Origin of the sequence: Novosphingobium sp. 18050, assembly GCF_902706195.1 — a bacterium.
Lineage (GTDB): Bacteria > Pseudomonadota > Alphaproteobacteria > Sphingomonadales > Sphingomonadaceae > Novosphingobium.
This window is the reverse complement of sequence record NZ_CACSJO010000007.1, coordinates 100,682-113,019: the sequence shown is the minus strand read 5'-3', so window position 1 is coordinate 113,019 and position 12,338 is coordinate 100,682. Positions and strand designations below refer to the sequence as shown.

11 protein-coding genes are annotated in these 12,338 nt (G+C 62.9%); 7 read left to right on the top strand and 4 right to left on the bottom strand.

The window, feature by feature from the left end:
- Positions 1-67 precede the first annotated feature (67 nt).
- The 5 genes from GVL61_RS09635 to GVL61_RS09615 are packed head-to-tail and all read left to right on the top strand — an operon-like array spanning position 68 to position 4,619.
- Positions 68-1,318 carry an alkyl sulfatase dimerization domain-containing protein gene (locus tag GVL61_RS09635; protein ID WP_200844696.1) on the top strand — a complete coding sequence of 417 codons (1,251 nt, stop codon included), beginning with the start codon at positions 68-70 and terminating at the stop codon, positions 1,316-1,318.
- On the top strand, positions 1,315-2,106 hold the full coding sequence (locus tag GVL61_RS09630; RefSeq protein WP_159979373.1) for a sugar phosphate isomerase/epimerase: 792 nt from the start codon (positions 1,315-1,317) through the stop codon (positions 2,104-2,106). The genes GVL61_RS09635 and GVL61_RS09630 overlap by 4 nt, the downstream gene beginning before the upstream one ends.
- 38 nt (positions 2,107-2,144) lie before the next feature.
- Complete coding sequence (locus GVL61_RS09625; protein WP_159979371.1) at positions 2,145-2,999, top strand: SDR family NAD(P)-dependent oxidoreductase; 855 nt, start codon at positions 2,145-2,147, stop codon at positions 2,997-2,999.
- A 7-nt stretch (positions 3,000-3,006) separates the two neighbouring features.
- On the top strand, positions 3,007-3,795 hold the full coding sequence (locus tag GVL61_RS09620; protein WP_235037599.1) for a carboxymuconolactone decarboxylase family protein: 789 nt from the start codon (positions 3,007-3,009) through the stop codon (positions 3,793-3,795).
- Positions 3,795-4,619 (top strand): NAD(P)-dependent oxidoreductase, encoded by an 825-nt coding sequence (locus GVL61_RS09615; protein ID WP_159979486.1) that lies wholly within the window; start codon positions 3,795-3,797, stop codon positions 4,617-4,619. The genes GVL61_RS09620 and GVL61_RS09615 overlap by 1 nt, the downstream gene beginning before the upstream one ends.
- Here GVL61_RS09615 and GVL61_RS09610 read toward each other — a convergent pair.
- The 4 genes from GVL61_RS09610 to GVL61_RS09595 form a co-directional block, all read right to left on the bottom strand.
- Positions 4,616-5,461, bottom strand: coding sequence for an SDR family oxidoreductase (locus GVL61_RS09610; RefSeq protein ID WP_159979369.1), 846 nt, complete (start codon positions 5,459-5,461; stop codon positions 4,616-4,618). The genes GVL61_RS09615 and GVL61_RS09610 overlap by 4 nt on opposite strands.
- Positions 5,458-6,732, bottom strand: a complete 1,275-nt coding sequence (locus GVL61_RS09605; RefSeq protein ID WP_159979368.1) for an MFS transporter — start codon at positions 6,730-6,732, stop codon at positions 5,458-5,460. Before GVL61_RS09605 ends, GVL61_RS09610 begins: the two co-directional genes overlap by 4 nt.
- Before the next feature lie 304 nt (positions 6,733-7,036).
- Positions 7,037-7,777: a GntR family transcriptional regulator gene (locus tag GVL61_RS09600; RefSeq protein WP_159979366.1), complete on the bottom strand. Its 741-nt coding sequence runs from the start codon at positions 7,775-7,777 to the stop codon at positions 7,037-7,039.
- Between the two features lie 48 nt (positions 7,778-7,825).
- Positions 7,826-8,629 carry a sugar phosphate isomerase/epimerase gene (locus GVL61_RS09595; protein WP_159979364.1) on the bottom strand — a complete coding sequence of 268 codons (804 nt, stop codon included), beginning with the start codon at positions 8,627-8,629 and terminating at the stop codon, positions 7,826-7,828.
- Positions 8,630-8,827: 198 nt separating this feature from the next.
- Here GVL61_RS09595 and GVL61_RS09590 point away from each other — a divergent pair, with 198 nt between their 5' ends.
- Both GVL61_RS09590 and GVL61_RS09585 read left to right on the top strand, forming a co-directional pair.
- The gene (locus GVL61_RS09590; RefSeq protein ID WP_159979484.1) at positions 8,828-9,973 is read left to right on the top strand and encodes a sulfotransferase; all 1,146 of its coding nucleotides are present in this window, start codon (positions 8,828-8,830) and stop codon (positions 9,971-9,973) included.
- Positions 9,974-10,143: 170 nt separating this feature from the next.
- On the top strand, positions 10,144-12,309 hold the full coding sequence (locus tag GVL61_RS09585) for a PKD domain-containing protein (RefSeq protein WP_159979362.1): 2,166 nt from the start codon (positions 10,144-10,146) through the stop codon (positions 12,307-12,309).
- Positions 12,310-12,338 lie beyond the last annotated feature (29 nt).

The window sequence follows — 12,338 nt, the reverse complement described above, 5'->3', positions numbered from 1 at the left end:
GCGGGATACACACCTCGCAGGCGGCCACGTTCGCTGCGGCAAAGTAAAAGACTTCGGGAGAATGGACATGATTCAAACGGTTCGAGACGCCAATGAGCCACTCAACGCCCAGATCATCAACGACGGTGCCGGAAGGCAGGATGCGGTCGATCTGGGCAGCGGCATCTTTATGTCCAAGGACGTGTCTAATCTCTACCTGGTTACGACCGCGGACGGCAACGTCCTCATCAACACGGGCATCATCTATAGCGCGGCGGAGAACAAGCGTCGCTTTGATGCCGTCTCGGATCAGCCGATCCGCAGGATTGTCCTGACGCAGAGCCACGAGGATCATATCGGCGGCTGGTCCACCTTTAGCGGTCCGGAGGTGGAGACCATTGGTCAGGCGAACCTGCCATTCGTTCGCAAGCAGTACCGCGACTTGGGTCCCGCCATGGGGTCTCGTTCACGCCGGCTGTGGAGCCGCGACCAGAAGCGCGAGTTGACTGAGCGGCCCGAGCCCGTGCTAACCACCATCTTCCAGGACAGTCATCGCTTCGAACAGGGCGGCCGTGAATTTGAGCTGCTTTCGGTGAAGGGCGGGGAAACGGTCGATTCGCTTGCCGTCTGGCTGCCCCAGGATCGTACCGTTTTCACTGGCAACATGACCGGCCCGATCTTCGGCCACGTGCCTAATCTCTACACGGTGCGGGGCGAGCGCTATCGCTATGTGCAGTGGTACATCGACAGCGTGCAGCGGGTCATCGACCTCGAACCCGAAGTGCTCATTACCGGACATGGCGAACCGGTTCGCGGCGCGGCGGAGATCCGTTCCCGCCTGACCCGCATGCGCGACGCGGCGCAATACCTGCGCGATCGCACTTTCGAGGGCATGAATGCAGGCAAGGGTCTTTGGGAATTGATGGATACCATCCGCTTGCCCGACGAACTCGCCATTCCGCAAGGACACGGCAAGGTGCCTTGGATCGTGCGTTCCATCTGGGAAGAACATCTGGGTTGGTTCCGCTACGAGTCCTCCACCGAACTCTATTCGGTTCCGCCTCAAGCCGTGTTTCCGGAACTCGTCGCACTCGCGGGAGGCCATGCGCCGATCCTCGGGCGGGCAAAGACGCTGCTCGAGGAGGGCAAGCCGCTCCACGCTCTCCATCTGGCCGAGGCTATCCCCGCCGGGGTCCCCGAGCATCGCGATGCGCTCGCAGTACAGCTCTCAGCACAGCGGGCAGTGCTCGAAGGTGCGGGACGGGAGAACTTCAGCGAGGTGCGCTGGCTCGAAAGCGAGATCAACCGGCTGGAGACGGCACTGGATGAGGCGCAGTGATCCATTCCCGCCTCTCGCTCGATGCGATGTGCACGTTCCGGTGGTCGTTCGAGCGCGAACTCGCGCTGTGGAAGGACGTAGGCGTGCGTCACGCCGGCCTGCTGATGAACAAGATCGCGGATGATCCAGAGCGCTGTCTTGGCGCGCTCGACGACGCCGGGATCCGCATCAGCACGCTCATCACCGGAGGTTTCCAGCTATCCGCGCCCGAAACTTGGGATGCGACGCGCGAAACGCACAAAGCGATGATTGATCTGGTGGCGGAGCATGCCGGCCATTCGATCTACTTCACGACCGGTCGGACGGTGCGCTGCGACTGGGATGAGGATGTCGCGCTATTCGCGCAGGCCGTCGCGCCCACAGTGGAACATGCCCGCGCGAAAGGCGTGACGGCTGCTTTCGAACCCAGCCTGCGCACCAGTGTTTCGTTCTGCACGCGTCTTGCCGACGCAGTCGACATCGCGGAGCGCACGGGCCTCGGGATCGTCTCCGATTTCAGCAACAATTGGATGGAGCGCGGGCTTGCCGACACCCTGAAGCGCGCCATGCCACATATCGCGCTTGTCCAGATCGGTGACATTGCGATCTCTGGGGCTGGTGGGCGCTCGCACGTAGGACACGGCGACCTGCCGCTCGGACGCATGATGAACGAGGTCCTGGACGCAGGTTACGAAGGCGTTTTCGATCTCGAAGTCGTGCCTGCGGATTATACCGCCGACACTGGTGAGGCTGAGTTTCGGGCAGGCATCAAGGCGGCTTCGGACCTGCTTTACGCGGCCGGGATCTGACCGCCGGTCGAGAGCAATAACGGGAGAGGAATGGGAAGATGTCTACGTTTGAAGGCAAGACGGCGCTGATCATCGGCGCCGGGCAGAACATCGGTCGACAGATCGCCCTTGAATGGGCCCGCCGCGGCGCCCGCGTCGCGGTTGCCGACATATCTAGGGACGGGGCCGAGGAGACCGCAGAACTCTTACGCGCGCTCGGTACCGAGAGCATCGGGCTCCATTGCAATGTGCTCGACGAAACGTCTGTGCTCGAAACGATCGACGCCGCCGAAGCCTCGTTCGGCCCCCTCGATATTCACATGAACAACGCCGGGATCCTCTCCGGCGGCAACCCCGAGGACCTCCCGCTCGCCGAATGGCAACGCATGTTCGACGTCAATCTCTTTGGCATGGTGCGCGCCAACAACATTGTGGTTCCGCGCATGATGGGCCGCGGCGAGGGACACATCGTCAACACCGCGAGCTTCGCCGGGCTCTATCCGTTCGCCGCGAGCCGCGTCCACTATGCAGCATCCAAGGCGGCGGTGCTTTCCATGTCGCAGAACCTCGCACTGTATCTCATGCAGTTCGGAATTCGCGTGAGCTGCCTGTGTCCAGGCCCGGTCATGACGACCTCACCCGATGCCATGAAGCACTTCAGTGCAGACTACACGATGCGCGCGCCGGGAAGCCATTTGTTCGTCAAGTCGCAGCCCGAGACGGCACGGATCCTGTCCGATGCGATGGAGGGCGGGGAGATCGTCGTGCCAACCCACGAGGAGGTTTGGACCACACTGGCCGAAGTGGCGGCGAACCCGGATGCCTTTATCGAGAAGAAACATGCGGAATTCATGGCTGGCGACCCTGGCAAGCCTGGCATCACCCAAGCCGTCATCGACTCGATCAAGGGCTGACGGGACGATGATGACCTTGCTTGACCCCTACGAACGCTCGGCCCGCGGTGCGCAGGTCGCTCTGCGGGCCACGGCGCGCGAGCACGAGGTCCCATCGACTCCAACAGAGGCGAGCTGGCGCGATTTCATCTTCTCCGAGATCTGGTCGCGACCGGGCCTCGAGATGCGCGCGCGTTATCTGATCTCGATCGCCAGCGCTGCCAGCACGAACGGACCCGTCGATCTGCTCGAGGACTACATACGCGGTGCTCTGGTAACACGGGAACTCACCCAACCCGAGCTGCGAGAGGCGGCCCTGCACCTTGCGGTCTACGCGGGATGGTCGCGCGGAGTGGAACTGGACCGGGCGATCACGCGCGTGACGTCGGCGCTGGGGGAGCACGTCAGCGAATACGATGCCATCAGGGCCCAGCCATGGGATCCGGATTTCCGCGTGCGAGACGGCATCGACGAATTCAACACGGTCATGGGTTTTCCTGGGCCGCCCCCGATGACCCCCTACTTCGAGGCGGGCATCGACAATTTCGTGTTCGGCGAAATGTGGAAGCGTGGCGCACTGGACCAACGCTCGCGGCGATGGATCACGCTTGTCGGGGTGTCTGAAAGCTGCGCGGCGACGCCGATCAAGACGCACTTTTACGCGGCGATGTCGAGCGGCAACTGCACCGCGGAAGAGTTGCAAGAGTTCGTCCTGCAATACGCCGTCCATGCAGGGTGGCCGAAGGCTTCCGTAATTCAGGGCGCGGTCCTGGCCATGATTAAGAACCACCGGGAAGGTTTGCCGTGGGACGCATGATGGCTGGGCGTACGATCCAGACCGCCTTCGTCGGCCTGGGAAGCCAAGGCGCACCCATGGCCGAGCGTTTGCTCGCTGCAGGCTTCCCGTTGACGGTCTGGGCCCGGCGGCCAGAGGTGCTCGGCCCGTTCATCGCCCAAGGTGCCTTCGCGGCTGCGTCTTTGGCTGACCTTGCAAGCCGGGCCGATCACGTGGGCATCTGCGTCGTAGACGATGCCGGCGTTTCCGCCGTCTGTGAGCAATTGTTGCCCGCGATGCAGCCAGGCAGCCTGCTGGCCATCCACTCCACCATCCTGCCCGAGAGCTGCGAGCGCTTGGCGCACCGCTGCGAAGCGGCCGGAATCTCATTTGTCGATGCACCCGTCAGCGGTGGCGGCGGGGCAGCGGCAGCCGGCACCTTGACGGTGATGTGCGGCGGCACGAACGATGCGATTGCTCAGGCGCGGCCGGTATTCGACGCATTCGCGGGGCTGTTGGTGCACCTCGGGGCCGCCGGTACCGGGCAACGCGCGAAGATCGTGAACAATTCGCTCATGGCGGCCAACATGGGACTAGCCCATGCTGCGCTCGCCGCGGCTGAGGCGCTTGGCATCGACCGCAAGGCGGCGGCAGAACTGATAAAGGAAAGTAGCGGCCGCAGCTTCGGCTTCGAGGTTTACGCGCGCCTTCCGTATCCGGAGGCCTTCGAGCACGGCGCGGCACTCCTGCGCAAGGATATCGCTCTCCTGAGGACGAGTCTGGGTGTGAACGGACCCGGTCATGTTCTCAACGAAGCTGCTGCAGGCTTTCTTGATGCGGCAGTCCATCACGAAGAGAAGGACTAGTCCCGAGGATACCCGAGCGCCGCAGCAAGTCCGCCGTCTACGAGCAGGTCGGTCCCGCTGATGAACGATGCGCGATCGGATGCGAGGAATTCGACGGCGTCGGCGATTTCCGACATGCTGCCTTCGCGCGACAGCGGGGATTGTTCGAACATGGCGCGCTTGCCCGCGCTTTTTTGGTAGGCGAGCGCGCCCATGGGCGTGGCGATGAGGCCCGGCGAAAGAGACACGATACGTGCGCCGACCCGGCCCCAGTCCATCGCCTCGCGCCGTGCCATCTCAAGAAGGCCGATTTTCGAGAGCGCATAGGCGGCCGCTGGCGTGGCCTTTTCAGCGCCCAGTACCGCCGTAACGCGATCGGCAAGATCGGGGGCCAATGGCGTTCCGAGGACTTCGAGCAAGGCCTGAGACGGGCGAACGCTGTGCGCGGCCAGCGAAGCGATGACGACTGCGTTCGCGCCCGCGCGCGCGAGCGGCCGCAGCGCTGCGACTACCAACGCCGGTCCACGCAAGTTCACCGAAAGTATTTTCGAAAAATCGTCGGCGCCGATCGACAGACCCGCGACGTGTACTAGCGAGCGAAATCCCCCCAAGCCTTGCGCCATGCCGGAGAGCGCCGCGACCGCTGCGGTGTCGGTGACATCGCACGCGAGCGTATAGACATCTGCGCCGTCACGGGCGAGCAAATCGGCCTGTGCCTGGGCCGCGTCGCCATCGATGTCGGCCAATAGCACGCGGTGTGTTTGCGCCATGCGCCGTGCCACCGCTGAGCCCATGCCGCCGGCGCCTATGACGACCGCCAGCGGAAGGTCGGGCCTGCGCGGCCGGCCCGGAACAGCGCTCATGCGGCGGCGTCCTCTCCATCGATCGGCTCCGCAGGGACCCATTCGGGATAGGCGCCGAGGCTGAGCACGATCAGACCGCTGACGATAGAGATGCTGATGCCGGCTAGTAGAAGCGGGGAATAGCTGCCGAACGCATCGTGAGCGACACCGGCGGCCAGCGGCCCGATGGCCGAAGCCAGCGCAATCATGCTGGTCATCGCGCCAAAAATCGCACCGTAGTGGCGAAGGCCGGCGTAGCGTGCCGTCAAGTAGCTGCACAGCTGCATCTTCGTGCCGGCGGCGTAGCCGCTGATCATCATGCCCACGACAACCAGGGCGGGGGTCGCAAGCCCGTCCATGAGCAGGGGCCAGGCAATGGCGGTCGATGCCAGGGTCAGGCCGCCGATCCAGCGGGCATGGAAGCGATCGACAAGGGTTCCGGTGATGAGTTTGCCCGCTACCCCGGCAATGCCGGACAGGCTTACGAGCCAGGCCGCATTTTCGCGTGAGACGCCGGCCTCAACAAGGATCGGGAACTGGTGCACCACGACGGCGATGGTTGCAGTCAGGATCAGGAAGGTGGCGATGGCGACCTTCCAAAGCGCGGCACTGCGCCACGCCTGCGCGATCGTCAGGCCAGGTACGTCAGGCGCCGGAGCAAGATTTTGGGCCCGCCGGTCGCGGGGGGTGGCGGCAGCGCTTTTCCCCCTGAGGAAGAGAACGGATAGGACAAGGGCAACGCCGCCCCAACCCAGCCCGAGAATGACGAAAGCTTCGCGCCATCCGAAATTCACGATCAGCCAATTGCTCAGGGGCGGCGCGATGACCTGGGCAAGTGCGGTGCCCGACATGGTAATACCAAGAGCCAGGCCGCGGCCCTTGGTGAAAGTCGCTGCCACCGCCGTGGACCAGAGCGTCGACTGGACAAACAGGACGAACACGCCCCACACCAGCCATAATGCGATCCACTGCAGGAATGAGCCGGATGCTAGCGCGAATGCGCAGATGGAAGCAGTGGTGAGCACTAAGCCCGGCAAGGCGATGCGGCGCACTCCCTGCCGATCGATCAATGCCCCGATGAACGGCGAGAGCAGGATGGAAATCAGAGCTGCAGCGGCGAGCCCGCTCGAAAGCTGTGTACGGTCCCATCCGAAGTCTCGTGCCAGCGGATCCATGAACACGCCGGCGGCGGGGGTCATGAACGACATGAACGAGAAGCCGATCGACGAGGCGAGCACGACCGGCCAGTAGCGCCGCCACTCGGCCGATGCGGAAACGAGCTCTCCAGTCATATACAACCTCTCCGTTATGTCCGCGCTTGTCGTGGCGCGCGATCCTTCTTTGGGAGATAGCAGTATCTGCCGATCGCACCCGCCGTCCACTAAAAGTATCCTCTTTCAAGGTGGGGCTTCAACGCCGAAGCGATATACGCGGCTTAGAGCCGTGATTGTCGCAACATAAACGCAAAGTATGGCGCGGGATGGCTGCAGATAAGTTCGATTGTCGCTGGATTTGCGGCCCTTAGGGCATGATCTGGACGATTTGGGAATAAAGGATTCTTAATTCGGGTCCTATCTCTGATTCGTTATCCGGCGTTCACGCTCGCGCTGAGAGTTCGAGTTCGACGAAGCGGCGCTTTAGCCGCGAATGCCAGATCTTGCGGCTCAGCTGAGCGCCAAGCACCGCAAGTTCGCCGTCACCTAGGCCGATCGCGGTGAGTTCGAGCAGTTTCGCGTTCCGCCACTCGCGCACGAACAGGCGATGCTCAGCGCTCGCGTTGTCTTCGATCGGCTCTGCGAAGCGGCGCCGGGAGAAGGCCGAATTGATATCAAAAATGAGCTTGATGTATTCGCTCTGCGCCAGCGCGAAGATCGCGTCCTGCGTTTCGCGTTCGAGGACCCTGACTGCATCGAAGGTTGCGTCATCTCTGAGCGACCCGATTTTCTCCTTCAGGTGGCTGCATGCCGGCTCGATCACGTGGGGATCCCGGCTTGCCGCTTTGCGCACCGCTTCCACCCAAAGGGCGGAGGCAAGCACCGTCACATCACTGGGTTCCATGTCGAGGGTTTCGAGATAGGCGCTGACAGTCGCTTCAATCGTGTCGGCGTCCGGACGTGCGCTGAAATAGCCGCCATTCATGCCGCGGCGCACTCTTAGAAGGCCCTCGCGCTCGAGCAGGCGGGCCACTTGGCGCACTGTGGCGCGGGCGCAGCCCAACTGAACGATAAGCGCTTCTTCGCTCCCGAGGAGAGTGCCTTCCGGACTGGCGAGTGAAATTTCGCGAAGGCGTTCCGCGGCAACTTCGAGGGGGGTACGGCTTTTCGCGGCAGTGCTCATGAATATACCTCAAGCACAGAACGCGCGTGGCGGTCCAGTGCGAGTGCTTCAGAACAGGGCACGGACGCGTTGCATCGCCTGCCCGGCGTATTCCTCGAGGGTGGCGATGTCGGCAGCCCTACCCCGATTTGGCACTTCAAGGCAGACCGGGACGCGCGGGGGGAGCACTGCCGCCAGAGCCTGCAAGGGGAGTTCCCCCTCGCCGGGAAGGGATCGCTCGAAGCACGCCTCCTCCATGTAGGGCTTGCCCGAGCCGACCATGGCCGCGTCCGACATCTGCACGCGTCCAATAAGCGACGGGGCCAGTTGCGCAACCTGTTCCACGCTGTTGCCGCAGCGGAAAAGGTGCATGGCGTCGATGATCAGCTTCGCGTGGGGCGATCCAAGTACTCTTAGTGCCAACAGGGCATGATGGAGGTTGGGAAACGCGTGAGGAGGGGCAAATTCGAGATAAAGGTCCAGGCCGCGTTCGTGGGTCATCGATGCAAACATCGCCAGTTCGTCCATGGCCCGCGAACGATCAGTTTCGATGGCCACCGTGCCGACCGCGACCACGCCCAATTCGGTCATGTGGTCGAGATCCTTGTCGAGTCCGGCAACGGAAGAGCCCGGGCGGATCGCAAATCCTTCGCCGAGCGACAGGCTTATCCCGTTATCAGCGGCCCGTTGCACCACTTCGAGTCGTACGGATCTCGCTTCACGCAATGACCACGGCGCGAATTGCGCGAGCTGCCACGGGACCGGGCCAAGGCCGATGGAGATATGCCCGCAGCCAAGTCGCGCCGCCAGATCGATGTGATCGGCGGGGGGCATTCCGAACACTGTCTGAGAATCGATTCCAAGCCGGTTCATGTCCGTAGTCCCTCGTCGCCAAACCGATCCCGTTGGTCTCATCACACCATTGCGGGAGGATAGAGGATACTTTTATTGGATTTGGGTAAGCGATATCGCCGTCATGATGCAACGTTCCTTCTAAAGTATTCTCAATGATCGCATGGTCGTGTGAAGCATCGGTGCTTCAGGCACCTTGGCAGGAAGACGGTGAAAGAGATGCGGGCTGAGGATATCGTCGCGGCAGCAAGCGAGCTGACCGGGCTGAAGGACTTTGGGGACCCTGAAATCCTAGAGGGCCTGACAGTTCTTCTGAACGCTTACCAGCAGGAAGCCGGATTCACCGAAACGGGAATGCAAAGGTCGGTTGACGCGCTGGTCGCTGCCCTGGCCAACCGGATGCGGGTGGAAAATTGGCTAGCGCGCCATCCTGAACTTCTGGACCGTCCGGTCGACAAACCCCTTTTCGTCTTCGGCTTGCCGCGGACGGGGACGACTCTCGCGATCAATCTTCTCGAGGCGGATCCTGCCCGCCGGTCGTTCCTACGGTGGGAAGCATTCGACTCGGTACCTCCTCCGCACCCTGACGAGTTGCACGGCGGTCCTCGTTTCGATGCCTGTCACGTAAAAACCCAACAGGGCCTACAATTCGCACCGCAGATCGCAGCGATTCACTACGAGGATGCCGATAGTCCTACGGAATGCCAGTTCGCGATGGCCCCCTCGTTCTGTGCCCAGGTCTTCGATTCCCAAGCCGACATCCCCAGCTATCACCGCTGGTTCCTGTACGAGGCCGACTACGGTCCCGCGTTTCGCTACGAGAAGCGCCTGCTTCAGCTTCTTCAGGCAGAAGCTCCCGGCCGTTGGACGCTCAAAAACCCGTGGCATCCCCTGTTTCTCGATGCGCTGACGGCGGAGTTTCCCGACGCGCAGCTTGTCATGACCCATCGCGATCCTGCGGAGGTTCTTGGATCGGCGTGCAGCCTGCTCAAGGAAGTGCGACGCATGTACAGCGCTCAGGTCGATCTGCGGGCCATTGGCCAGAACCTGCTGGAGACATTCGATCTCATGATCGCGCGGGTGAATAACTACCGGGCGCGGCACGGCGCTGACGTGGTCTTCGATGTGCAGTATCGCGATCTCGTGCGCGATCCGCTCGCGACGGCCGAGTCGATCTACCGACGCTTCGATGAGCCGCTGACTGCTGCTGCCCGGACTGGCATGGAAGCTTACCTTGCGGGCAACCCCAAGGGCAAGCATGGCTCCCACCAGTATGATCTCGCCGAATATGGCCTAAGCCAAGACGGTGTTCGCGACCATTTCCGCGAATACATCGAGCAGTATCAGATCGCTGTTCGCGCCTGAAGGGCCTCGAAGAGGACGCCAGGGCCGGTACGCCGGCTCATGAGGCCAGGTGGCTGCCGACGAACGCGCTGCCCGCATATTCGCGTGGACGATACGGTTCAGCTTTGTGCCTGGCCTTGCCAGCGGCACTATTTGCAGATCGCAAGAAAAAACAAAGCAAGGGAGAGAAGATGGCCCGTTTAGCCACGTTTCGTTCGCGCGCCGGTCTTGGGACGGCGCTATGCATCGTCATCAGTCTTCTGGCCGGTGCCACTGCGGTTGAAGGAGCATCTCCGGCGGCCCAACCTGCCCCAAAAGTGACGGCTTGGCCCGACGCCGTGCCGCCGGGAGTGGCCGCAGATCCCCTCTTCACGAAACCCTATATCGACATCGACGAATGGCGCGATGCACCGGTGCGGCACCGTTACGTGCATGGCGGCTTCACGGGCACCGACATGCGCTTTTCCTTCTACTTCCCGCCCAAGGAAAATTACGAGGGGCGCTTCTTCGAATATGTCACCCCGGTGCCCGACAGCGAAAACCTTGCGCAGAAGGATACCCGCGACGGCGGAGGCAATATCGGTTTCGCGGTGAAACACGGCGGCTATTACATCGAGACCAACGGCGGCGGGGCAAGTGCCAATTCAGGACCCGCCTACGCGACCGACCCCACTATCGGCGCTTATCGGGCCAATGCAGCGGCGGCGCAATTCTCCCGCGTCGTCGCGGCCAGGATGTACGGGGGCAAGCGCCCCTTCGGCTACATCTGGGGCGGCAGTGGCGGCGCGTATCGGACCGTGGGCAGCATAGAGAACACTGCCGGTGTCTGGGACGGAGCAGTCCCCTTTGTGATGGGCTCGTCGATGGCGACGCCGTACAATTTCACCGCGCCGCTCTACGCCTATCGGGTCCTTGGAGACAAACTGCCCGGTATCATCGACGCCTTCGACGTCGGTGGAACAGGCGACCCATACAAAGGGCTGGACGCGGAGCAGAGCTCGGCGCTCCGGGAGATCCTGAACTTCGGCTATCCCTTGCCCGAGCTGCGCGCTCTCGCCCGCGGCTACGTCGGGGCCTTTCCGGTGCTCTATCCCGGCATGCTAGCGGCCGACCCGACGTACTTCACCGATTTCTGGACCAAGCCTGGCTATGAAGGCTTCGACCCGCCCAAGTCCCTGCGCGACGCAAGGATCCAGCAAAAAGCGAAGGTCGTGCGGCTCATCATGGCAGCCGATGCGAACCGGCTCGGTATCACTCTCAAACCGCAGATGGGCCAGGCGCGCGGCACGGCGGAACTCGCCTGGCAGGCGCTCCTGGGTCCAGGTGGGAGCGAATTGCCGGTCGCCATTGAACTCGACGTCGTCCCGCAGCGTGACTTCGGCAGTGCTGCGGATTTGAAGGTCAACAGCGGCGGAGCGGCGGGAGCGCTGCTGCGGCTGCAGCGGCTCGACGGAAAGATCGTCATCCTGCAGAGCAACGATCCGGCCAGTCTCGCCAAACTCGCCGCCGGCGACGAAGTGCAGATAGACAACTCGAACTGGCTGGCCGCCCAGACCTATCACCGGCATCAGGTGCCCACGCCGGACTTCTACACATGGAACCAGTATCGAGGCCCGGATGGCAAACCGCTGGGACCCCAGCGGGCCAAGCTGCTCGGTCCGCAGTTCGCGATCGGTGCGGCGGGCGCCGTGCCCACTGGGAGGATTGGCGGCAAGGTTATTCTCGTAGAGAACCTTTCGGATACGGCCGCCTGGCCATGGGGCGCGGACTGGTATCGTAAGAAGGTCCGCGAGCACCTCGCCGCGAAAGCCGACGGCGCCTTCCGGGTGTGGTTTACCGAGCATGCCGAACATGGCGGTCAGGGCAGCGCCGAACTGGTGACCTTCACCGGCGTGCTGCAGCAGGCGCTCCTCGACGTCAGCGCGTGGGTCGAAAAGGGCATCGCACCGGCGCCGAGTACTGCCTATTCCATCACAGATGGGCAGGTTCTTTTGCCCCCGACGGCGGCTGCCCGGCTGGGCATTCAGCCGGTCGTGGGCCTGCAGGCGGATGGTGCCACGCGTGCCGAAGTCGCGGCCGGAAAGCCGGTCACCCTGACGGCCGAGGCCCGTGTTCCGGACGGTACGGGGCGCATTGTGGGCGGGGAGTGGGATTTCGAGGGCAAGGGGCGCTTCGCCGATCCCGCGGTTCTCGAGTTTCGCAAGGACGGGAGCGCGGTGGTAAGCGTTACCCACGCTTTCGCGGCGCCGGGAACCTATTTTGTGGGGCTACGCGTGACGGCCCAGCGCGAAGCGGAAGTCGGCAGCCCGTACGGTCGGATCATGAACTTGGGCAGGGTCCGTGTCGTGGTGAAGTAGCCTCGGCGCCATCGTTTTCGATCAATCAA